This window comes from Streptomyces sp. NPDC107454 (genome assembly GCF_055582885.1).
Genome location: NZ_JBVJPA010000009.1, coordinates 231,421 through 254,137, shown reverse-complemented (window position 1 = coordinate 254,137; position 22,717 = coordinate 231,421). Strand labels below are relative to the sequence as shown.

General features: G+C 69.3%; 14 protein-coding genes and 1 pseudogene. 7 read left to right on the top strand and 8 right to left on the bottom strand.

Annotated features, from left to right (window positions below):
* Positions 1-8: 8 nt before the first annotated feature.
* Both ACZ69M_RS24500 and ACZ69M_RS24495 read left to right on the top strand, forming a co-directional pair.
* Positions 9-2,759, top strand: coding sequence for a glycoside hydrolase family 2 TIM barrel-domain containing protein (locus ACZ69M_RS24500; RefSeq protein ID WP_470052835.1), 2,751 nt, complete (start codon positions 9-11; stop codon positions 2,757-2,759).
* A gap of 210 nt (positions 2,760-2,969) precedes the next feature.
* On the top strand, positions 2,970-3,764 hold the full coding sequence (locus ACZ69M_RS24495; RefSeq protein ID WP_470052833.1) for a polysaccharide deacetylase family protein: 795 nt from the start codon (positions 2,970-2,972) through the stop codon (positions 3,762-3,764).
* 24 nt (positions 3,765-3,788) lie between these two features.
* On the opposite strand, the gene ACZ69M_RS24490 is transcribed toward ACZ69M_RS24495, so the two are convergent.
* Together ACZ69M_RS24490 and ACZ69M_RS24485 are read right to left on the bottom strand one after the other, a co-directional pair.
* Entirely contained in the window at positions 3,789-4,874 is a 1,086-nt protein-coding gene (locus tag ACZ69M_RS24490) for a sugar ABC transporter substrate-binding protein (protein WP_470052831.1), read from the bottom strand.
* Positions 4,871-7,387, bottom strand: a complete 2,517-nt coding sequence (locus ACZ69M_RS24485; protein WP_470052829.1) for a SpoIIE family protein phosphatase — start codon at positions 7,385-7,387, stop codon at positions 4,871-4,873. Before ACZ69M_RS24485 ends, ACZ69M_RS24490 begins: the two co-directional genes overlap by 4 nt.
* A 119-nt stretch (positions 7,388-7,506) precedes the next feature.
* Here ACZ69M_RS24485 and ACZ69M_RS24480 point away from each other — a divergent pair, with 119 nt between their 5' ends.
* The 4 genes from ACZ69M_RS24480 (at position 7,507) to ACZ69M_RS24465 (ending at position 12,922) form a co-directional block, all read left to right on the top strand.
* Positions 7,507-8,595: a substrate-binding domain-containing protein gene (locus ACZ69M_RS24480; protein ID WP_470052827.1), complete on the top strand. Its 1,089-nt coding sequence runs from the start codon at positions 7,507-7,509 to the stop codon at positions 8,593-8,595.
* Between the two features lie 38 nt (positions 8,596-8,633).
* Positions 8,634-9,416: an ATP-binding cassette domain-containing protein gene (locus ACZ69M_RS24475; protein ID WP_470052825.1), complete on the top strand. Its 783-nt coding sequence runs from the start codon at positions 8,634-8,636 to the stop codon at positions 9,414-9,416.
* Between the two features lie 5 nt (positions 9,417-9,421).
* The gene (locus ACZ69M_RS24470) at positions 9,422-10,705 is read left to right on the top strand and encodes a sugar ABC transporter permease (RefSeq protein ID WP_470052823.1); all 1,284 of its coding nucleotides are present in this window, start codon (positions 9,422-9,424) and stop codon (positions 10,703-10,705) included.
* Between the two features lie 177 nt (positions 10,706-10,882).
* Positions 10,883-12,922 (top strand): DUF1996 domain-containing protein, encoded by a 2,040-nt coding sequence (locus ACZ69M_RS24465; protein WP_470053187.1) that lies wholly within the window; start codon positions 10,883-10,885, stop codon positions 12,920-12,922.
* A gap of 101 nt (positions 12,923-13,023) precedes the next feature.
* On the opposite strand, the gene glpK is transcribed toward ACZ69M_RS24465, so the two are convergent.
* Positions 13,024-14,538, bottom strand: coding sequence for a glycerol kinase GlpK (gene glpK / locus ACZ69M_RS24460; RefSeq protein WP_470052821.1), 1,515 nt, complete (start codon positions 14,536-14,538; stop codon positions 13,024-13,026).
* 42 nt (positions 14,539-14,580) lie between these two features.
* Entirely contained in the window at positions 14,581-15,345 is a 765-nt protein-coding gene (locus ACZ69M_RS24455; RefSeq protein ID WP_470052819.1) for an IclR family transcriptional regulator, read from the bottom strand.
* Positions 15,346-15,545: 200 nt separating this feature from the next.
* On the opposite strand from ACZ69M_RS24455, the gene ACZ69M_RS24450 reads away from it, so the two are divergent.
* The gene (locus ACZ69M_RS24450; protein ID WP_470052817.1) at positions 15,546-15,971 is read left to right on the top strand and encodes an ATP-binding protein; all 426 of its coding nucleotides are present in this window, start codon (positions 15,546-15,548) and stop codon (positions 15,969-15,971) included.
* A 60-nt stretch (positions 15,972-16,031) separates the two neighbouring features.
* Here the strand turns inward: ACZ69M_RS24450 and sbnB are convergent, their stop codons facing one another.
* From sbnB to ACZ69M_RS24430, 4 genes and pseudogenes are all read right to left on the bottom strand, one after another.
* Entirely contained in the window at positions 16,032-17,102 is a 1,071-nt protein-coding gene (sbnB, locus tag ACZ69M_RS24445; protein ID WP_470052815.1) for a 2,3-diaminopropionate biosynthesis protein SbnB, read from the bottom strand.
* Positions 17,099-17,245, bottom strand: a complete 147-nt coding sequence (locus ACZ69M_RS24440; protein WP_470052813.1) for a hypothetical protein — start codon at positions 17,243-17,245, stop codon at positions 17,099-17,101. Before ACZ69M_RS24440 ends, sbnB begins: the two co-directional genes overlap by 4 nt.
* Before the next feature lie 53 nt (positions 17,246-17,298).
* Positions 17,299-19,836: pseudogene (locus ACZ69M_RS24435) on the bottom strand (non-ribosomal peptide synthetase); the annotation flags it as partial.
* A gap of 35 nt (positions 19,837-19,871) precedes the next feature.
* Positions 19,872-22,523 carry a Pls/PosA family non-ribosomal peptide synthetase gene (locus ACZ69M_RS24430; RefSeq protein ID WP_470052812.1) on the bottom strand — a complete coding sequence of 884 codons (2,652 nt, stop codon included), beginning with the start codon at positions 22,521-22,523 and terminating at the stop codon, positions 19,872-19,874.
* Positions 22,524-22,717: the final 194 nt, after the last annotated feature.

Below are 22,717 nucleotides of genomic sequence, written 5' to 3'. Positions count from 1 at the left end.
TGGACGACATGGCGATGAAGGAACGGCGGCGCGACGGCGACGCGGAGAAGCGGGCCGGTGACGACGTGGTCGAGGACTCGCGCGGCGCCCCGGGTGGGGGCTTATCACGGCGTCGGGCCTTGCAACTGGGCGCGGTCGCCGTGGGCACGGCGGCGCTCGAGTCGGACCCGCCGGCCGCAGCGGCCGACCAGGACGGTCCGGCCCGGGTCGGGTGGGCCAGGGAGCGGTCGTTCGACGAAGAGTGGCTCTTCTTCCGCGGCGACACGAGCGACGCCGCGGATCCGTCCTTCGACGACGCTTCCTGGCGGGCGCTCGACCTTCCGCACGACTGGAGCATCGAGGACCTCCCGTACGCCACCTCCACCGACGGCGGAGCGACCAGCGACCCGTCCCTCCTCGTACTCAAGGAACCCGACCCGTCGGAGCCCGAACCTCCCCAGGTGACAGGCCCGTTCGACACGAAGAACAGTCAGAACGGCGGCTCGACCGGATACACGGTGGGCGGCATCGGCTGGTACCGCAAGCACTTCAGGGTGCCGGAGCTCGGCGGCGGCCGTTCCACGTCGGGATTCGACGCGGGCGGAACACAGGTCGAGCTGCGGTTCGACGGCGTCTACCAGAAGGCGGACGTCTGGCTCAACGGCGTACACCTGGGCTTCCACCCTTACGGCTACACGGCGTTCGCCTACGATCTGACCCCGCACCTGAACCCGACGGGAGCGAACGTACTCGCCGTCCGGGTCGACAACAGCGGCCAGAACAGCCGCTGGTACTCCGGATCGGGGATCTACCGGCATACGTGGCTGACCGTGACGGGGCCCGTGCGGATCCCTCTCTGGGGCGTTCACGTGACGACGCCCGAAGTGAGCGAGCGCCGCTCGGTCGCTCATGTGGAGGTGTCGGTCGCCAACCTCGGCGCACGGCCCGCCCCGGCGTCCGTGCGGGTCACGGTCCTCGACGCGCGCGGGCACGTCGTGGCCACGCGACACGCGCCCGCACGGAGTGTCGGATCGGGCGCCACGGCCGACTCTTCGCTCGACATCCCGATCGAGCGCGCCGCGCTGTGGTCCCCCGGCTCACCGAACCTCTACACCGCACGCGCCGAAGTGCTGGTGCGCGGCAGGGTCGTCGACACCGTCACCGCCGGGTTCGGGATCCGCTCACTGGTGTGGAACGGCCGGGTCGGCTTCCTGCTCAACGGCGAACCGCTCAAGATCACCGGTGGGTGTGTCCACCATGACCACGGGCCGATGGGGGCCGTCGCGCTCGACCGCTCGGAGGAACGCCGGGTCGAGATCCTCCAGGCGGCCGGCTTCAACGCGCTGCGCACCGCCCACAATCCGCCGACACCCGCCCTGCTCGACGCCTGCGACCGGCTCGGCATGCTCGTAATGGACGAGTTCTTCGACGTGTGGGACACGGGCAAGAACCCCCAGGACTATTCCGTGTACTTCGCCGAATGGTGGGAGCGGGACCTGACCAGCGCGGTGCTGCGGGACCGCAACCACCCCAGCGTGGTGATCTGGTCCCTGGGAAACGAGATCACCGACAGGACGAACGGGCAGCGGGGCGCGCAGCTCGCGGATCGCCTGCGTTCCCTCGACCGAACCCGCCCGATCACCCTGGGCGGCGGCTCGACCTTCAGCGCGGACGATCCGTCCTGGAGTTACGTCGATGTGGGCGACGTGCACTACAACGCGAACGGCAAGGGCTACGGGCCCCTGCACGACGCCCACCCCGAGCGGGCGATGACCCAGAGCGAGGGCTTTCCCGCGACGATCCACCAGGACACGAAGTTCGTGAACGACCACACGTGGGCCGTGGGGAACTGGGTCTGGGCCGCCTGGGACTATCTCGGAGAGTCCGGGATCGGCAAGACTTCGATGGCCCCCGAGGGCACGGCCGCGGGCATCGGCGACCAGGACGTCATGCCTGGATGGTCGATCGCCCGGACGCTGCACCACTCCTGGGGCGGCTTCGGCTACCCGTATCCCTACTTCCAGGGCAACTGCGGGGACATCGATCTGATCGGCCGGCGTAAACCGCAGAACCACTGGCGGGCGGCCGTGTCCGGCATCAGCCCCGTGGAGATGCTGGTGGAGCGTCCGACGCTGCCGAGGACCGAGCAAGTGGCCGTCTGGTGGGGCTACTTCGACGAGTTGGCGAGCTGGACCTGGGACGTCGAGCCCGGCCGCCCGATGACGGTTCATGTCTACACGCCAGGCGACAGTGTGCGGCTGCTGCTCAACGGTGCCGAGGTCCCGGGCGGCGCCGCGACTCCCGAACGTTCCATGGCCACGTTCACCGTGCCGTACGCCCCCGGCGAGTTGACGGCGGTCGCCATCCGCGACGGCGAGGAGATCGGCCGGACGACGCTCGGGACGGTGGGCGCTCCGGCCGCGTTGCGGCTCGTTTCGGACGTCACGGATCTCACCACGAGCCGCGACGACCTCGCGCACGTGCTCGTCGAAGTGACCGACAGCCACGGCCGTCTCGTCCCTGACGCGACGCTCGAGGTGACGTTCCGGGTCGACGGCGCGGGTGAGCTCGCCGCCGTGGGCAACGGCAATCCGCACAACGTCGACAGCTTCCGGCAACCACGCCGCCACACCTGGCACGGGCAGGCACTCGCGATCCTGCGGCCCGCAAAAAAGCCGGGCCGCGCCACCCTCACCGCGAGCTCACCCGGAATGCGGCCGGCGGCACTCACGCTGGCAGTCGGTCAGCAGCGAACCCGCTCGGACCGAGGTCAGCCGTAGCCCGGGCCGCATACCGGAACAGGGGGCCGGGGACACCAACACCGTGCTCACCGCCGCTCGTTCGGAGGACTTTCCCCGCGTGGCGCCGCCGCTCTGTCTCCAAATCCCCGCGGAATTGTCCGTGATCGGTAACGGACGCATCCCCCGGCGGTCCATCGCCGTCCTCACGGGTGCACGAGATCCACAAGGACGACGAGGAGTGGGGCGGACATGTCGCGGCATGGGGGACGGGGTTGGCACGGGCGGGTTCTCGCGGCGGCGGTCGGGGTGACGGCGGCGGCCGCCGCCACCTCGATGTGGACCGCGCAGGCCAATCCCGTCGAGGGGCGGCACACGCCGGCCGGCAGCTCGGCGCACTCCGGCGCGCCGAACGCCGGGTCCAAGGCTCCGGGCGGGAAGCCCGTGTCGGTGGACATCGCCCATGCCTCGGACCGCGGGGCCCACGGTGTCAACATCACCATCGACGACGGACCGGACCCCACGTGGACGCCGCAGGTCCTCCAGGTGCTGCGGGACAACGGCGTGAAGGCCACCTTCTGCATGGTGGGCACCCAGGCCCAGGCCCACCCGGACCTGGTCAAGGCGGTGGTGGCCGCCGGGCACCGGCTGTGCGACCACACCGTCTCGCACGACACGACCATGGACACCAAGTCCCAGGCCTACCAGTCCCAGCAGATCCTGGACGCCGAACGCATGATCACCCAGGCCTCCGGAGGCGTCCGGCCGGAGTACTACCGCGCCCCGGGCGGCGCCTTCACCCCCTACAGCCGCCACCTCGCCGCCTCCCACGGCATGCGACCGCTCGGCTGGAACGTCGACTCCAAGGACTTCGAACACCCCGGCACAGGCGCCATCGTCGCCACCGTCAAGAGCGAGGTCTCCAACGGCCCGACCATCCTCTTCCACGACGCCGGCGGGGACCGCTCCCAGACCGTGGCCGCCCTGCGTGAGGTCCTGCCCTGGCTGAAGCAGCAGGGGTACTCCTTCGGCTTTCCCGTGCGCTGAGTGCCCGCCCCGCCACTCGTCCTCTCAGCGGGTGAGTCCGGCCTGGTCGCAGGCGGGCCGGAGCTCGGCGGTGCAGATCTCGTCGACCCTGTACATGCCGTCCTTGAGGAGCGTCGGCTTGATCTTGTCCACCGTCACCGCCCTCGGCGTGAGCAAGACGGAGGGTATGTGTCTGGTGGTGGGGCTGTCGGTCGTCGTCGTGGCGATCTCGCCGAGGTCCTTGCCGCGTCCCAGGGCGACGGCCATGGCGGCGGCCGCGTCGGCCTCTGCCTTGAAGGGTTTGTAGACCGTCATGTACTGCTCGCCCCTGACGATGCGCTGCACGGCGTCGAGGTCGGCGTCCTGGCCGGTGACGGGAGGAAGGTCCTTGACCCCGGCGCTCTTGAGAGCGGCGATGACCCCCGCGGCGATGGTGTCGTTGGCCGCGAGGACGCCGTCGATCCGGTCCGGGCCCAGGGCCGCCATCGCGGCGGACATATTGGCGTGGGCGCTGTCCATGCTCCAGCCCTGGGTGTCGTACGCCCTTCCGATCTTCACCCTGCCGGAGACGACGGACAGTGCGCCTCTGCGGAACCAGTCCGCGTTGGGGCTGCTCGGATCGCCGTTCATCATCACGACGTCGGCGCCGTTCGCCTTGTCACCCAAGGCCTTCAGGAGCGCCTCGCCCTGGAGCCTGCCGACCTGCGCGCCGTCGAAACTGACGTAGCCCGAGATCGGGCCTTCGGCGAGCCGGTCGTAGGCGACGACCGGGACACCCGCCTCGTGCGCCTCCTGGATCGAGGAGCGCAGCGCCCTGGTGTCGGTGGCGTCGAGGATGAGGACCCTGACCCCTTTGGTGATCATGGAGGTCATCTGTTGCCGCTGCCTCATCGCGTCGTTCTGGGCGTTGGCGTAGTCCAAGGTGCAGTGGGGGCAGAGTTGTTTCAGCCGCTTCTCGATCAACGGCTTGTCGGAACGCTCCCAGCGGGGGACGGTTCGGCTCGGGAGCAGCAGGCCGACGGTGAAGCCGTCCTTGCCCCTCTCCTCTTCCACTTCTTCGCAGGCGGCCAGGCACGTCGTCATGAATCCCGCGACGAGCACCGCGACGACGTGCCGTGTACGGGTCCTCATGGCAGACCCCCTCGCTCCGTCCGGTGCCCCGAGTCCGCGTGAGGCTGCTTGCAGTGCGGCACGACAAGCTCGCTCCACACCTGTTTGCCGCCGGCCACCGGCACGGAGCCGAAGGACTCCGACATCGCTTCGACGAGCATCAGACCTCGGCCGCCGGTCGCGTCCCAGTCCACGATCACGGGCTTGGCCGGGGTACGCGGCGAGCAGTCGCTCACGCTGACCCGCACCCGGTCCCCGCGGAGCATGAGGTCGACGCGGACCGGGCCCTGAGTGTGCACGAGGCCGTTGGTGACCAGTTCCGACACGACCAGCAACGCCGCGTCGGTCACTTCTTCGACCTTCCACCGACGCAGCGCGCGTGCGGTGAAACGGCGTGCGTGCATGACGGCGTCGGGCAGCCGCCACACCGCCCAGCCGGCCCGTATCGGTCGGGTCTTCATGCCGTCGTAGCGCAGCAGCAACAGCGCCACGTCGTCCTCACGAGGGTCGAGTTCGCCGAGCAGTTCGTCGGCCATTTCTCCCGGATCCGCCGGATCAGCCGCGGCGAGCGCGCTGCGGGTCCGGTCCATGCCCTCGTCCAGGGGAAGGTCGACGGCCTCGACCAGGCCGTCGGTGACCATGACGATCACCGTGCCGGGGGCCAGCGCGCAGGTGGTCATGGGGAACTCCGCGTCCGCGAGGATGCCCAGCGGGAGTCCGCCCTCGACCTGTACCTCCTCGGTCCTGCCGTCGGGATGGCGTACCAGCGGTGCGAGGTGCCCGGCCCGTACGAACAGGGCGTTGCCCTCCTCCATGTCCAGCTCGGCATAGCAGCAGGTGGCGAACAGATCGGTCTCCATGCCGACGAGGAGCCGGTTGGCGTGCGAGACGACCACGTCGGGCGGATGGCCCTCCACGGCGTACGCCCTGATCGCGGTGCGCATCTGGCCCATGATCGTCGCGGCTCCGGCGCTGTGTCCCTGCACGTCGCCGATGACCAGCGCCACCCGGTCCTCGGAGAGGGCTATGACGTCGTACCAGTCACCGCCCACCTGCAAGCCCCGTCTGGCGGGCAGATAGCGGGCGACGGCCGTCCCGCCGGGCAGCTCGGGCAGGCGCCGGGGCAGGAGACTGCGCTGCAGCATCGTCGCGAGCTCCTGTTCGGCGTCGTGTGCGCGCGCACGTTTGAGGGCCTGTCCCACCAGCGCCGCGGTGGCGGTCAGCAGGAACCGCTCCTCGGGGACGAACTCGTGCGGCCGGTCCCAGCCGACCAGGCACACGCCGGCGACCCAGCCCTTGGCGGGGAGCGGCAGGACGGCCAGACCTCCGGCGCCGATGCCCGCGAGCCCGGGTTCGAGGGCCGCGCCGGCGGGCCACAGATCCATCCGTCCGTCCCGCAGAGCCATCTGAAGGGTGGGCAGGGCGCCGACCGGCGCGTCGGGCCACTCCGAACGCCACTCGGAACGCCACCACTGCGGCCAGGCGGCGGGCTCGGGCGGATCGAGCACCGTGACGGCGAGCCGGTCGTCCTGCAGCTCGGCGAGCGCCACCCGGTCGGCGCCCAGCGGCTCGCCCAGCGCGGTGACCACCACCCGGCTGACGTCACGCACTGTTACGGCATCGTCGAGTGCGGCAGTCAGCCACTGGATCCTGGACACGTCGTCGGCGCTCTGCCGCAGGACCGAGGTCGCCGTCACCACGCCCAGGACCTGCTCCGGCCGGCCGTCGAGGCCGGCCGCCACCTGGCAGCTCAGGCTCAGCCAGCGCATCTCACCGGTCGGTCGGCGGACACGGAACTCCAGTTCCCGCCGGCCGACCGTCTGGGTGGAGGGCTCCAGGACCGACATCAGCGCGTGCATGTCCTCCGGGAGGGCATGCGCGAGCAGGGTGTCCGCCTTGCCGTCGAAGTCGTCGGGCGTGATGCCGGCGAGCTCGAGCAGCGTCTCGTCCGCCTCGATCAGGCCGGTGTCCGGCGTGATGACGAAGGAGCCGACACACAGACTCCGCAGGGCCGGAGTCAGTAGCGGCGGAGCCGGTCGGCCGGTTCCTGTCCGGAGCACGGCGCCTGTCCGGAGCACGGCGCCGACGGCGTCGGCGTACTGCTGCAGGAAGCGCCGTTGCTCGGCCTCGAAGCCGTCCGCCGAATCCCCCACGACGACGAGGCAGCCCAGCCGCCGGCCCTCCGTCCCGAGGGGCAGCGCGGCGAGCGACGTCTGGGGCCGCGGGGGCGTGGGCCCGCCCGTGGGGTAGGAGGCGAGCGCCTCGGGTGTCAGCCACAGTGGCCGGCCGGTGCGAAAGGTGTGCGCCGCGGGTGAATCAGCGGTCAGTGGCAAACGCTCCGGCAGTCCGTACTCGCAACGGGCGCATCCGGCCGTTTCCACCAGCCGAAGCTCCTGGTTCCCGGCACCGGGCAGATAGACGGCCGTCAGCGCCGCCCCCACGAACGTCAGGGCCCGCTCGCTCGTGACCGCCTCCGGCACCGGAGCCGGTGAACCGGTGTCGGCGGCGTCGGCCTGGTATGCCCGTGGCTCCACACCAGAATCGTATATGGGTATCAATGGGACATATTACTCAGCCGGTGTCACACTTACGACGTGGTCGTCCTGCCACCGGGCCCTCGCCGCGCGAGGTGAAGGACAGGGAGGTCTCTCGCATGAAGGCCTGCATCCGGGGCGCGGCCGTCGTCATGGCCGCGATCTCGACGGCCGTCGCTCTCACGGCCTGCGGGCAGGACACCGGGAACAGCTCAGGCGGTGGCGAGAACCTGACGATCGGCCTGCTGCTGCCGGACGCCACCACGACTCGCTGGGAGACACAGGACACGCCGCTGCTCACCAAGAACATCAAGGAGCTGTGCCACGACTGCACGGTCGAGCACGTCAACGCCAAGGGCGATGTGGCCACCCAGCAGGAACAGATGGACTCGATGATCACCAGGGAAGTCGATGCCATCGTGCTCGTGGCCGTCGACGCCACATCGCTCGGCGTCGCGGTCAAGAAGGCCCATGCGGCAGGTATCCCGGTCATCGCCTACGACCGTCTCTCCGAGGGCCCGATCTCCGGTTATGCCTCCTTCGACGGCGAAGAGGTCGGCAGGCTCCAGGGCAGGGCACTGCTGAAGGCGATGGGCGCCAAGGCGCGCACCGGCGCGATCGTCATGCTGAACGGCGATCCCAGCGACCCCAACGCGGTGGCGTTCAAGAAGGGCGCGCTGTCCGTGCTCAACGGCAGAGTGAAGATCGGCAAGGCGTACGACATCCTGCAGTGGCGGCCGGAGACCGCGAACCTCGACATGTCCGGCGCCATCTCCGCCCTCGGCGCCTCCACCATCCCCGGGGTCTACGCCGCCAACGACGGCCTCGCCGCCGGCAGCATCTCCGCCCTCAAGGCGAACAAGGTCGCCCCACTGCCTCCTGTCACCGGGCAGGACGCCGAACTGGGAGCCCTGCGGCGCATCGTCGCAGGCGATCAGTACATGACGGTCTACAAACCCTTTCCACCCGAGGCTTCCGCCGCCGCGGCCATGGCCGTGGCCGCGGCCCGCCATGAAAACCTCGACCGGATCGCCACGGGCAAGGTGCGGACCCGCGACGGGAGGACGGTTCCCGCCGACCTGCTCACCCCCGTGTCCGTGACCGTCGGCAACATCAAGAACACCCTGGTGAAGGACGGCGTCTACACGATCCGGCAGATCTGCACCCCTCAACTCGCGGCCGCATGCGGCAAGGCGGGGCTCACCTGACAGGCGGGTTCCGAGCAGGTCCGGGCCCCGGGAAGGAGATGGTGACCGTGCCGACTCCCCCCTTGCTGGCGCTGCGTGGCGTGTACAAGCGCTATGGCGTCGTCGAGGTCCTCACCGACATCGAACTGGAGATTTACGCCGGCCAGGTCCTCGCCCTTCTCGGGGACAACGGGGCCGGCAAGTCCACCCTCGTCAATGTCATCTCCGGGGTCGCCCCCGCGGACAAGGGCACCATCGAGTGGGAAGGCCGGGCGGTCCCCATCAAACGCCCCCACGACGCCCGGGACCTCGGTATCGCCACCGTCTACCAGGACCTCGCGCTGTGCGGGAACCTCGATGTCGTCGGCAACCTCTTCCTCGGGCGCGAGATCCGCAGGTTCGGATTCCTCGACGAGGTGGAGATGGAGCGCCGTACCAGGCACCTGCTGGAACGCCTGACCAAAGGTGTCCCCGATCTGCGGGTTCCCACCGTCTCGCTCTCCAGTGGCCAACGGCAGACAGTCGCCATCGCCCGCTCGCTCCTGGGCAACCCGCGGGTTCTCCTTCTGGACGAACCGACCGCGGCTCTGGGATTCGAGCAGACGCGCGAGGTCCTGGACCTCGTCGACCAGCTGCGCGACCGCGGCCTGGGCGTACTGCTCATCAGTCACAACCTGGGCGACGTCAAAGCGCTCGCGGACCGGGCCGCCGTGCTGCGGCTCGGTCGCAACAACGGCTTCTTCGACGTGAACACCGCATCTCAGGAACAGATCATCTCCTCCATCACCGGCGCCACGGAGAACGTGCCCCACCGGATGACCTCCCACGAGTCGGGGTGGTGAAAGGGATGCGCAGGACGGCGGACAACGCTCGGGCCGAACCCACCGAACCCGACGCCGGGGCCCCGCAGCCCCGTCGCGGGCAGGCCTTCGTCCGTGCCCTCGCCCGTGTCGTCGATCGCTGGGCCGCCGCCGCCCGGCGCAAGCTCAGCGCCGGCGAACTGGGCTCACTGCCCGTCGTCCTCGTCCTCGCCGCGGTCTGGATCACCTTCCAGTCCCTGAACAAGCACTTCCTCTCGCCCCGGAACCTGTCCAATCTCAGCGTGGACGTCGCGGGCACCGGCCTCATCGCGGTCGGCATCGTCTTCGTCCTGCTGATCGGTGAACTCGACCTGTCGGTCGGCTCGATCAGCGGTCTCGCGGCGGCCGTCTTCGCCGTTCTCAACGTCAACAACGGCGTGCCCGAGTGGCTTGCCGCCATCATCGGGGTGCTGACGGGTACCGCGGCGGGAACCATCCAGGGCTTCTCCTTCGCGAAAACCCGGGTGCCCGCGTTCGTCGTCACGCTCGCGGGACTGCTCACCTGGAACGGCTTCATGCTGTACATCCTCGAGACCAGCGGCACCGTCAACCTCGACGAGAACGGCCTCGTCGCCAAACTGACCAGCTACTACTTCACCAATGACGCCGTCGCCTACGGCCTGGCGGCGATCGCCGCGGCCACGGTCTTCCTCGTGTGCTACGAGGACAGGCGGCGCCGCAAGACCGTCGGCATGCCGTATCGCTCGCTGCGGGGAATCGTGGCGCGCACCGGAGTACTCGCGGTGATCGCGTTCACCGGCGCGTATCTGCTCAACCGCTTTCAGGGCCTGCCGCTCGCCCTCCTGATCTTCCTCGCCGTGGTGGCCGGCCTGGACATCGTGCTGCGCCGCACGCACTACGGGCGGCAGATCTACGCACTCGGCGGCAGCGTCGAGGCAGCCCGTCGCGCCAGCCTCAGTGTCACGGGGGTACAGACCGCGGTGCTCGCGATCTCAGGCACCATGGCCGCGATCGGCGGTCTGTTCCTGGCCTCGCGCATCACCTCGGTGAGCCAGAGTTCGGGCTCGGGCGTCCTGCTGCTCAATGCCATCGCGGCAGCCGTCATCGGCGGCACCAGCCTGTTCGGAGGACGCGGCACCACCTGGTCCGCCGCGCTCGGCATGCTGATCATCCAGTCGATCGCCTCGGGCATGGCGCTCACGGACACCCCGGCTGCCGTCCAGTTCGTCATCACGGGCGGGGTTCTCTTCGCCGCGGTGGTCATCGACTCGCTGTCACGCCGTTCGCAGAAGGCACACGGGCGGGCTTGACGGGTGTGGCCCGGGATCACCGTGGCAGGTTTGGCCGCGAGCTACGAGGCTGCTGTGAATTCGTGCGGCGTTTGAACGCTGCCGGGCCCGTCTGCGTATGGCATGGGGGATTTCCATGCCTGGCCTGCCACGGGACGTAGGAGTACACACGTGAGACGCAACACGCGCAGACGCCCCATGGGGGCACAGCGTGCAACTTTTGCCGCAGCCGCACTGATACTGGGCGGCGGAGGGCTGGTAGCGGTCAATGTCTACGCTTCGGCGACCGAGAGCGGCTCGGCCGGTGAGCCCGGTCAGGCGAACCCGAGCAACCAGACCTGGGCATCGGGTGCCGCCACGATCGACTGTCCGGACGTGGGCAGCAAACTCGCCGAGGTGCCACAGCAGGCGAGGGCGGAGGTCGACAAGGAACTCGCCCTTCTCGACCAGCAGGTCTCCGAGGCGTACGCACGAATGACCTCGGAGAAGCAGGCCAAGGCACAGGACGCGGACTTCGTCCAGAACGCGATCCTCGGTCCGCTGAAGGAGAAGCGGGGCGCGGTCATCGACCGCATCAAGACCGACTTCAAGAACGCGGGCGCCGAAGCCCCGAACTCGCTCGACGCGCTGGCCACCTGCACCGCGGTCCCCGCGGAGCAGCCCCAGAACAACGCCGGTGGGCAGAACGGCAACGGCCAGCAGCAGAACAACAACGGCGGCCAGCAGGGCGGGCAACAGGGCGGTGGCCAGCAGGGCGGCGGCGCGAGCCCCGTCAGCGGCCCCGTCGCAGCGGACTTCGTGGACATCACGACGCTCCAGCCGAACGTGCCGCAGAAGCCGGGCAGCAGCGGCAACGCCTCGACCGGCACGTTCACCAGCTCGTGCGGCGTGAACGCCAACAAGAAGTTCAACACCGACAACGTGATCGTCGCCCCCGGTGTCACCAACGGTGCCCACCACCTGCACGACTACGTCGGCAACCAGTCGAACGACGCGTTCGCCACGAACGACGATCTCGCCAAAGCCGCGACCAAGTGCCAGAACCAGGGCGACAAGTCCACGTACTACTGGCCGGTGCTCCGAGTGCAGGACGGTACGCAGGAGTTCGACGCCGACAAGAACGGTGGCGGCCTGGAGGGCAACGTCGGGAGGGTCCTCCAGGCGAAGCAGGCGCAGATCGAGTTCATCGGCAACCCGCAGAGCAAGGTCGTCGAGATGCCGACGTTCCTGCGCATCATCACGGGCGACGCGAAGGCGTTCACCAACGGCCCCGCGAACGCCAACGCGCACTGGAGCTGCACCGGCTTCGAGGACAAGGTGCAGCTGACGGACAAGTACCCGATCTGTCCCCAGGGCAGCAGCGTGGTGCGGTCGTTCGCCTTCCAGAGTTGCTGGGACGGTCAGAACATCGACAGCGCCAACCACCGCACGCACGTCGCCTTCGCCGACGCAGGCGGCAACTGCGCGGGCGGCTTCAAGGCGATCCCGCAGCTGACGATGCGCCTGCTCTACGACGTTCCCGCGCCGACTCTCGAGAACGGCCAGGTGAAGAACCCGTACGCCGTGGACGGGTTCCCGGAGCAGGTGCACAAGGCGATCACCGACCACGACGACTTCATCAACGTCTTCGACGCATCCCTCATGCGGGAGATGGTGGACTGCATCAACGCCGGCCGACAGTGTGGCGACGGTGTTGGTGGAGGGACCGGCGGCGGTGCCGGTGACAACGGCGGTGTCGGCACGGGCGAGCCGTCGCAGAGCGAGCCGTCCCCGAGTCCTGACGCCTCCTCCGGCGGCAACGACGCGACGGCCTCCGCAACCCCCACGGACACGCAGACCACGCAGCCTCCGGCCGGCACGCCCGCCACCACCGAACCGACGCGCGGCGGCCAGACCACCGGTACCGGTACCGGCCACACCGTCGTCGTGCCCAAGGCGGACACGTCGCCCTCGGCCGCGGCGAGCGACACCGCCGCCGCGCACGAGCACCACGGAAGCGAAGCGACTCACCGCGCGCAGACGCCGGCCGCGGGCGCGGGCGCCCCGTCCACGCAGGCGACAGCGCAGGAAACGTCGCAGGCAGGTTCCCAGTCGCAGTCGCAGTCGCAGACCGAACCGCAGGCGATCACCGGCGATCTGGCCGACACCGGCACCAATCTCTGGCCGGCCGCGGCCGGAGGGGTCCTCGTGATCGCGGGCCTGGTGCTCCTGCGCCGCATCCGGCGCAGCTCCGTATAACAACACCCCCTGGGCCGCACACACCGCGCCGCCCGTACCCGCACGCCGCGGGTACGGGCGGCGCGCTGTCACTCCGGCGCGCTGTCAGCGTCGCCCCGGAATCACCTGGGCCTCGGCGGTTTGATCCACCCCAGCGACCGCTCGACGGCACGCTGCCAGTTGTCGTATTCCAGGTCCCGCCGCTTGGGGTCCATGTCCGGCAGCCACTGGGCGGCCCGGTGCCAGTTGCGGCGCAGCACTTCCAGGTCCGGCCAGTAGCCGGCGGCGAGCCCCGCGGCGTAGGCGGCGCCGAGGGAGACCGTCTCGGCGACCATGGGCCGCACCACGGGCACATCGAGCACATCGGCCACGAACTGCATGAGCAGGTTGTCCGCTGTCATGCCGCCGTCCACCTTGAGCTCCTTCAGCGCGACCGAGAAGTCGGCGTTCATGGCGTCGACGACCTCGCGCGTCTGCCAGCCGGTGGCCTCCAGGACGGCTCGGGCCAGGTGTCCCTTGGTGATGTAGGAGGTGAGACCGACGATGACACCGCGTGCGTCGCTGCGCCAGTGGGGTGCGAAGAGACCCGAGAACGCGGGGACGATGTAGCAACCGCCGTTGTCCTCGACCGTCCGCGCGAGCGTCTCGATCTCCGGCGCGCTGTTGATCAGCCCCAGGCGGTCACGGAACCACTGGACCAGCGAGCCGGTGACGGCTATCGATCCTTCCAGGGCATAGACCGGGGGCTGGTCCCCGATCTTGTAGGCGACGGTCGTGAGAAGTCCGTGCCGGGATCGCACGAGATCGGTACCGGTGTTGAGCAGCAGAAAGCTGCCCGTTCCGTACGTGCACTTCGCCTCACCCGGTGTGAAGCAGGTCTGGCCGAACAGGGCGGCCTGCTGATCACCGAGAGCTGCCGTGATGCGGACACCGGGGAGGACCGAGCGGGCATCCCCGTAGCCCTCGGCCGAGGACCGGATCTCGGGCAGCATGGGGCGGGGAATCCCGAAGAACTCCAGCAGCTCCTCGTCCCAGGTGAGGGCCCGGATGTTCATCAGCATGGTGCGACTGGCGTTGGTGGCGTCGGTGATGTGCAGGCCACCTTCCGCACCCCCGGTGAGGTTCCAGATCAGCCAGGTCTCCATCGTGCCGAACAGCACCTCGCCGTCCTTGGCGCGTTGATCCAGTCCGTTCACATGGTCGAACAGCCAGCGGATCCGCGGTGCCGAGAAGTAGGTCGAGGGGGGCAGACCGCAACGCTCGAGAAAGAATTCGTCCCCGGGCCGGGTTCTCAGGTCCTCGACGAGCGGTGCCGTACGTGTGTCCTGCCAGACGATCGCCCTGCCCAGCGGCGCACCCGTCCGCCGGTCCCACAGCACCGTCGTCTCGCGCTGATTGGCGATACCGATGGCGGCGACCTCTCCCGCGCCGACACCGGCGTCGGCGAGCGCCTCGGGCATGATGCGCCGTAGATTGCGCCAGATCTCGACGGCGTCGTGCTCGACCCAGCCGGGCTTGGGGAAGTGCTGCTGATGCTCCCGCTGGACGACCGACACCAGCCGCCCGTGGTGGTCGAACAGAATGCATCGGGTGGAGTTGGTGCCCTGATCGATGGACATCACATACCGTTCAACCATGATCCGGTCTGCCTTCCGATGTGTCGAGGAGGCGGGGTTCTCCTAGCGTGCTGCTCCCAGATCTCTGGAGATCGCCCGTGCGGCCTCGCGGAGCAGAGTGATCAGGTTCGGCCGGGGACGGCCGTGGCTGTCGCAGATCCTCTCGACCGGGCCGGAGAGGCCGACGGCACCCACGACGAGGCCGCCGTGCCCCCGGATCGGCGCGGCGATACCGGCTTCCCCCATGCTCATCTCCTGGATCTCCGCGGCCCAGCCGACTTCCCGTACCTCGGCGAGCGCCCGGGTGAGCTTCGCCGGTTCGACCAGGGTGTGCCGGGTGTAGGCCTCCAGCCCGGCTGCCGAAGCCGACTCGAGGGACGCGGTCCCGTACGCCAGCAGCACCTTGCCCAGCGAGGAGGCGTGCAGAGGCAGCAGTGAACCCACGTCCAGGGTCTGGAGGGTGTCGTCCGGCCGGAACACGTGGTGGATCACGAGGACCTCCCCCTCGAAGGGGGTGCCCAGGCGGACCGCTTCCCCGCTACGGGCGGCCAGGGCATCGGCCCAGTTGATGGAGCGCGACCGTAGCTCGTTGATGTCGAGGTAGCTGGTGCCGAGGTGCAGCAGCGCCGCGCCGAGCTGGTACTTCCCCGTCGACGCGTCCTGCTCCACGAAATCCACGTGCTGGAGGGTGCGGAGAATGCCGTGCGCCGTGCCCTTCGCCAGCCCGAGCGAGGCCGCCACCTCGCCGAGCCCGAGTCGACGGGGCCCGCCAGCGAGCAGACGCAAGATCGCCGCCGCCCGTTCGATCGACTGGACTGGGCCGGCCATGAGGCGAGCCTAGTACCGCCACGGAGGGTTCGCTTTACGTGCAGGCCGCCGCAGGTACACCACCAGGTGAAGGTGAGCGTTCGGTAATGGCGACCGCCGTTCATTGACCGACCTCACTTCGCTTCCTAACGTTCACTTCGGCCCGGCAACGCGCGCTGAGGCTCGGCAACCGGCCGACAGCGCTCACCGGAGGAGAAGACATGGCGGCACAGCTCAATACGATGCTTCGGGAGGCGGTCGAACACGTCGGTCCGCTGCCCCACGTCGCCGAGGTCGTCTCGGCCGCACGCCGGCGCGTGAAGGCGGTCCTCGCCGACTGGAACGTGTCCTGCGAGATCGCCGAGGACTGTCTTCTGGTGGTCTCGGAGCTGCTCACCAACGCGATCGTCCACGCCCTGCCCCCGGCTGAGCTGCGGCTGTCCTGGGTGCGGGCCGAGGGGCTCAGCACTCTGCGCGTCGAGGTCACCGACGCGGGATCCGCGCTTCCAGCCGGACAGTCGCCCCCCGGAATCGATCCGGACGAGCACGGCCGGGGCCAGGAGATCGTCCACGCGCTGGCAGCTCGGCACGGCATACGTGTCCACTCCGGCGGGATCACTCGCTGGGCCGATCTCATCGGACCCTGAGAGCACACCTCTCGTTGACGAGAACACGTGTGTCACCCCCTCTGAAGCAAGCTCTGCCTGTCAGCCGTATCGGCGCAGGTCGTGGAAGAAGTCCTCGATGACGTGAAGGTGCCCGGAACGGGCCGTCTCGTTGTAGACGTATGTGCCGACGGCGAGGTCGAGCACACCGAGTCCGAACGGTGAGAACACCAGGGGCCGGTCGGTGGGTGGTGTCACCCTGCCGGAGATGACGTCGGCGAGTGTTCCGTGCAGGAAGTCGCGGTTGCCGGTGAGCTGCTCGGCCAGATGGGGGGACGTGCCGGCCTTGAGGCAGTGGTCGACGTCGTCGACGATGTTCGCCGAGGCGAGGATGATCTCGGGTGCGAGGTCGCGCAGGGACACATGCAGGACCAGGGGGTTGTGGTCGAACCAGGCCGGGTCGCCGATGTGCGGCTCACCCGCGATGGTGGCGAAGACGACGAGGTCGCTGGAGCGGATGACCGCCTCGGCACTCTCGTGCACGGTGACCTGTCCCGCGGCGTCGCTCTGTTGGACGTGGTCGCGGAATCCGGCGGCGCTGTCGCCTGACAGGTCGTACACGCCGGTCTCCTCGAAGGACCATCCCAGGGCGGTCAGGAAAGTGTGGATGTAGCGGGCGATCAGGCCCGTACCGAAGAAGCCGATGCGGATGGGGCGCAGCCGGTTGCGGGTGAGGTGGTCGGCGGCCAGCGCCGCCGACGCGGCGGTTCTGGTGGCGCTGATGATGGAGCTTTCCAGGCAGGCGAAGGGGTAGCCCGTGTCGTGGTCGTTGAGGATCAGTACCGCGGAGGCCCTGGGGATGCCGGCCCGGACGTTGTCGGGAAAGCTGGAGATCCATTTGATGCCGTCCACCGGCGCCGGTCCGCCGATCGAGGCGGGCAGCGCGATGATCCGGGCGGTGGGCCGGTCGGGGAAGCGCAGGAAGTAGGACGGGGGGTTGACCGACTCTCCGGCGGCGTGCAGGTGATAGGTGGCCTCGACGAGGTCCACGATCTGCTTCTCCCGGTCCTGAAGGGCGTGCTGGACCTGGGCGCCGGAGATCACTGCGAAAGTCGGCACGAGGTGCGGCTGGGACATGACGGGCTCCAGTGCGATGGAACGGACGGTGGTCATACGGCGCTCACCTCGCCGGTCGGCGGCCACGCGGCCCGGCGCACCGGCTCGGCCATGGCGAGCAGGCCCTCGCGTGGTCCTTGGAAGGTGTCGCCGGGGTGCGGGTCCGCCTCGATGGGGGGCGTCGGGGTCGCGTACGGCATGGTGCTGTTCCTTTCGACGTCGGTCAGGCGGAGGCCGGTGGCGGGGTCGTGTGGCGTTGGGGTCCGTGGTCGACCAGAGCGGCGAGGTCGGTGAGGACCGGGTGTGCGGTGACGTCCTTGAGGGACACGGCGCGGTCCAGGGCGATGGCGAGCTTCACCGCCGAGAGGGAGGTGCCGCCGCGGTCGAAGAAGTGGTCGCCGCGTCCGATCCGGTCTTGCGGGACGCCGAGGACTTTCGCCCAGGCGGCCGCGAGACGCTGCTCGGTCGGGGTGGCCGGCGGCTGATGCTCGTCGTCGGTGGTGACGGGTTCTTCGGCGAGTGCCGCCAGGGCCTTCTTGTCGATCTTGCCGTTGGCGGTCAGCGGCAGGCTTTCGCGCCAGTGGAAGGCCGACGGGACCATGTACTCGGGCAGCGACTCGGCGAGCCGGTCGATGAGGGTCCCGGTGTCCAGGGGCTTCGGGCCGGAGTAGAAGGCGACCAGGTGCTTGCTCCGGTCGGCGCGTTCGACCGTCACCACCGCGCCGTCGCGGACACCGGGGAGACGGAGCAGGGTGTTCTCGATCTCACCGATCTCGATCCGGAACCCGCGGATCTTGACCTGGGCGTCGCGGCGGCCCAGGAACTCCAGCTTTCCCGAGGGGTGCCAGCGGCCGTGGTCGCCGCCGAGGTAGAGCCGTGTGCCTTCGCGGTGCGGATCGACCAGGTAGGAGGCCCGGGTGAGTTCGGGGTCGTTGATGTAGCCGCGCCCGACGCAGACGCCGGAGAACACGATCAGACCGGGGGCGCCGAGCGGCACCGGGGTGAGGTGTTCGTCGACGACGTGGACGCGCACGTTGTTGACCGCGCGGCCGAGCAGGATGCGCTCCGGCGCCCGGTCCATGACCTCGTGGTTGGTGTCGTCCGAGGTCTCGGTCAGCCCGTAGGCGTTGACCAGCTTGATCCCGGGCTGGACGGCGAACCAGCGCTCGGCGAGCTCCTTCTTCAACGCCTCGCCGGTGACCGACACGTACCGCAGGTCGGGCAGCGGGCGGGGACGCTGTTCGAGCTCCGTCAGGACGGCTTCGAGGTAGGAGGGCACGACCTGGAGGACGGTGACCTCGCCGTCGGTGAGGGTGTCGAGGAAACGGGGTACGTCGAGGATGACGTCCTGTGCGACCAGCAAGGTCCGGCCGCCGACCAGCAGTGCGCAGACCAACTGCCACAGGGAGATGTCGAAGCACTGGGGCGCGGTCTGGGCGACCACGTGCCCCTCGCCGACCTGGAGGTCGTCGATCTTGGCGTAGAGGTGGTTGAGCATCCCCGCGTGCTCGCACATCGCGCCCTTCGGCTCACCCGTGGAGCCGGAGGTGAAGTAGATGTAGGCGAGTTGGCCGGGCGTGACCGGGATGCCGAGATCACCGTCGGGTTGGTCTTCCGCGTAGGCCGTGTCGACGAGGAGCCGCTCGGTTCCGGGAAGGGAGTCGAGGGCCTGGTCGAGGGTGGTGGTACTGCCGCGCTCGGTCAGCACCAGCGTGCATGCGGCGCGGGAGAGGGTGGCGGCGATGCGTGCGGCCGGGAAGTGCGGCTCGATGGGGAGGTAGGCGCCTCCGGCCTTGAAGACCGCGATGACGGCGGCCAGCCAGTCCAGATTGCGTTCGGTCACCACCGCGACGACGCCCTCGCGGGCGAGCCCACGAGCTACTAGGGCGCGGGCGAGCCGGTTGGCCCGGGCGTTGAGCTCCGCGTACGTCCACTGCCGGTCGGCGTGCACGGCGGCGACGGCGTCCGGATGCTCGCGCACCCGGTCCTCGAACAACTCGTGCATCCGCGCATCGGGCAGTTCCCGGTCCGGACCGGCCAGTTGGTCGAGCTGGAACCGCAACTCCCCGGCGGACAGCAGGCTCTGCCGTGTGTGCTCGGCATCGGGGTCGGCGGTGATCAGCGCGAGCGCGGTCAGGTGGTAGCCGGCGATACGGGCGGCGCTGTCGGCGTCGAGCGCGTCGGTGCGGTAGCGCAGCCGCAGGACGAGCCGCCCGTCGTGGTGACGGACGCCTACCCGAAGTGCGGTGTCCTCGGTGAGGGCTCCGTCGCTCGCGGCGGGATCGCAGACGGTGTCGCTGACGGTCTCGGCGGGGGCAAGGACGGTCTCGGTGAGGTCGAGGACGGTCTCGAACAGCGGCCCGGTCAGGCCCAGTTCGCTCATGAGAGCCTCGATGTCCTCGGCCGGGACGTCCTGGTGTGCGGACAGTTCGGTGGCGACCTGGTGGGTGCGGTGCAGCAGCGCACGCCAGGAGGCGGGTGCGGTGGTGAGGCGGCACAGGAGCGGGCTGCCGCCCCGGGCGACGCAGCCGGTGGTGATCTCCCGCTCTCCGGACAGTGCCGCGAGCACCTTGGCGTGCGCGGTCAGCAGGAGCGAGGGCAGTGGTACCGCCAGCTCCGCCACCAGTCGGCGCAGCCCGGTCACGGTGTCGTCGGGGACCGGTGTCTCGTACTCCCCCACGCCGGGCACCGGCTGAAGGGTCCAGCGTGGGGCGGGCGTGAAGCCCCCGGCTGTCAGTACGCCGCGCCAGTATGCACGGCCGGTCCGGCTGGAACTCGCATGCGTTGCCATCGGGTCTTTCCTCTGCTTGTCTGCGGTGCGCGGTGTCAGAGACAGCGAGCCGGGGCGGTCTGGTTGGCGTGGGGTTCCTCACCGGCCTCGACCTGGGTCTTGTGGTCCGGCATTTCCCGGGCGGGGTTGCCTCCCCATTGGGCGTGCGAGGGGATTTCCTCGCCCTTCATGAGGAAGGAGTCGGGGGCCAGCGCGGCGCCGTCCGCGATCGTGACGCCGTAGTGGACGAAGGCACCGACCCCGAGGGTGCAGCCGTTGCCGAGGGCGCTGCGGTCGGACTTGAAGGCGCCGTCCTCCTGCGAGTGGCACTGGACCACGGTGCCCGCGTTCAGCGTGCTGTCGTCGCCGATGGTGACGAGGGTGCGCTCCGGGAAGAAGCAGCCGTCGTCGAAGACCCGCTTGCCGATCCGGGCCCCCAGCAGCCGCCAGATCACGTTCTTGAACGGGGTGCCGTCGAAGGCCTGGATGTAGTGGACCGAGGCCATCTTCCAGAAGCGTTCGTGGCGCCAGAAGGAGGGTTCGTAGATCGAGCAGTACAGCGGCTTCTGGGGCTTGAATCCGGTGGAGGCCCGCTCGACGAGCGCGAAGTGGACGACGGTGTATGTGAGGGTGAGGACACTGGCCAGTGCGATCGCCAGTGCGCCGAACGAGGGGTAGAGGTCGACCGCGCCCATGGTGATGAGGGTGATCACGAACAAGTGGATCAGCCGCGCGAGCAGATACAGGCCGGCGGTCGCCGCGTTGTGCCTGTTCTTGGCGGCCAGGCGGCGGCGCAGTTCGGCGCCGGTCTCGAGGTGGTTGAACCGGTTGTCGCGCATCACCGTGCGCGGGATCTCGAAGCTGGGTGAGCCCAGCAGGCCCACGCCTTCGCGCACGGGTCCGTCGATGGGGACCATGACCTTCGTCGCGAGCAGGCAGTTGTCTCCGGTCCTGCCCTGCGCGGGGTAGGCGATGCGGTTTCCGAGGAAGTTGTGCGGCCCGATCGCCGTGCGGGACACGCGGAAGGACGTGCTGGAGAAGTCGGCGTTCATGATGGACAGTCCGTCGGCGATCATGGTGCCGGTGCCGACCGAGCTCAGGTACGGATTCTCGTGCTGCACTTCGGTGCCGAAGTTCGAACCGGTCTGCTGAACGCGGGACAGGTCGTATCCGAGGTAGCGCAGATAGTGGACGATGCCGGAACTGTCGCCGAAGAGGGTGGTGAGGGACTTCCTGTTGGTCATCACCGCGATCGCCCGCTGAATGCCGTAGTGGAAGCCGTACAGCGGATAGACCTTGCCGGGTTCGACGGCCCGGCTCAGAAGACGCGGCACGGTGCCCACGACGAAGAGGGCGGCGAGCAGGGATCCGAAGAGGAGGACCACGGAGGCGATCAGGGCATCGACGTAGAACGCCGGGCTGGCCATCGGCTGCGGGTTCAGGAGCGTCTGAAGCTGTGGGAGCCCCGTGAGCAGGGCTGTCACGCCGCCCAGCGCCAGCGGCAGGTACACCGCCAGCAGGCTCAGCAGCTGCACGACTCCGTACGCGGTCCTTTTGGCGGTGGGGCAGTCGGCGGGGGCGACCCTCCGGTAGTCCACCTCGGTCGGCTGCGCGGGGGAGCCGTGTCGGCGTTCGCCTGCGGGCACCACCTGGCCGGTGTGCAGGGAGGAGGCGTGGCCCAGCTGGGCGCCGTCGCCCATCGAGGTCTCGATGTCGAGGACCGTGTGCTCACTGACGAGCACGTTGCTGCCGAGGGTGACCGGGCCGGTCTGGATCACGCCCGCGTGGGCGCGGTAGCAGGACAGCAGCACGTCCTTACGGATGATCGTGCCCTCGCCGACGGTGAGCAGGTCGGTGCAGACCGGGATCGTGTGGGTGAGGATCGTGACGCCCTTGCCGATCCGTGCGCCGAGCGCCCTGAGGTAGAGCACGTAGAGCGGTGAACCGGCGAACAGACGCACGGGGCTGGTGCGGATCAACGTCTTGACGACCCAGAAGCGCAGATAGGCCATGCCCCACAGAGGGAACTCCCCGGACCGCCAGCGGCCGACGAGCGTCCACTTCACCACGATCGGAAAGGCGCACAGGCCGAGGAAGCCCGCGCCGGCGAGCAGGACGGACCGCAGATAGAGGTCGAACAGGCCTGATCCCGCGGAGATCCACTGCTGACCTTCCTCGACGGCCAGGGCGACAAGGCAGGAATAGCCCAGGAAGATCAGGAACTGCAGCACTCCACAGACGACGTAGCGCCGCGTACGAGCCGCCGCCCGCGCCTCGGCCCGCGCCGTCCCCTCGGCCGCTGCCCGTACATCGGTCGGTGTCCGCGCTTCCACGGACGGGGCCGGGACGGGAGCGGGGACAGGGGTGGGAGCAGGAGCGGCATCGACGAGCGCGGTGGCCAGGCTCCGGATGGTGGGGTGCCGGTAGATGTCCTTCATCGACACCGCAGGCATGTCCCCCCGCTTCCTGACCCGCGCGCAGAACTGGGCCATCACCAGGGAATCGGCACCCAGGTCGTTGAAGAAGTGGCTGTCGACCGGAACCTGCTCGACGCGTACGACGCCGGCCAGCACGTCGGCCAGAAGCCTTTCTGTGTCAGTCGCCGAACCGGTGTCCCCGCCGTCCTGGAGGGGTGGGATGTCAGCCGGTTCGGCCGTCAAGACCTCCACGGATTTCTCTAGCACGTGAGCTCCTCGGTGACGTGTCATTCAGCGTCGGTCGGTACGGACGGATTCGTGATGTCCGCGCCTCTCCAGTAGGCCCGGCCGGGGGCTTCGTGTCCTGCCCCTGCATTTCGGGGCTTGACGAAGCACATGGGTCTTGATAGCCCGGCCATTTTGCCTGTCGTCGCCCCGCGATCCCCTGCTTTCCGTGCGCGTTGCGGAGGCTTACGACCACGTCT

Coding starts and splice junctions, on each gene's coding strand:
- ACZ69M_RS24500 (WP_470052835.1), top strand. CDS start 9: ATGGCGATGAAGGAACGGCGGCGCGACGGCGACGCGGAGAAGCGGGCC.
- ACZ69M_RS24495 (WP_470052833.1), top strand. CDS start 2,970: ATGTCGCGGCATGGGGGACGGGGTTGGCACGGGCGGGTTCTCGCGGCG.
- ACZ69M_RS24490 (WP_470052831.1), bottom strand. CDS start 4,874: ATGAGGACCCGTACACGGCACGTCGTCGCGGTGCTCGTCGCGGGATTC.
- ACZ69M_RS24480 (WP_470052827.1), top strand. CDS start 7,507: ATGAAGGCCTGCATCCGGGGCGCGGCCGTCGTCATGGCCGCGATCTCG.
- ACZ69M_RS24475 (WP_470052825.1), top strand. CDS start 8,634: ATGGTGACCGTGCCGACTCCCCCCTTGCTGGCGCTGCGTGGCGTGTAC.
- ACZ69M_RS24470 (WP_470052823.1), top strand. CDS start 9,422: ATGCGCAGGACGGCGGACAACGCTCGGGCCGAACCCACCGAACCCGAC.
- ACZ69M_RS24465 (WP_470053187.1), top strand. CDS start 10,883: ATGGGGGCACAGCGTGCAACTTTTGCCGCAGCCGCACTGATACTGGGC.
- glpK (WP_470052821.1), bottom strand. CDS start 14,538: ATGGTTGAACGGTATGTGATGTCCATCGATCAGGGCACCAACTCCACC.
- ACZ69M_RS24455 (WP_470052819.1), bottom strand. CDS start 15,345: ATGGCCGGCCCAGTCCAGTCGATCGAACGGGCGGCGGCGATCTTGCGT.
- ACZ69M_RS24450 (WP_470052817.1), top strand. CDS start 15,546: ATGGCGGCACAGCTCAATACGATGCTTCGGGAGGCGGTCGAACACGTC.
- sbnB (WP_470052815.1), bottom strand. CDS start 17,102: ATGACCACCGTCCGTTCCATCGCACTGGAGCCCGTCATGTCCCAGCCG.
- ACZ69M_RS24440 (WP_470052813.1), bottom strand. CDS start 17,245: ATGCCGTACGCGACCCCGACGCCCCCCATCGAGGCGGACCCGCACCCC.
- ACZ69M_RS24430 (WP_470052812.1), bottom strand. CDS start 22,523: ATGACACGTCACCGAGGAGCTCACGTGCTAGAGAAATCCGTGGAGGTC.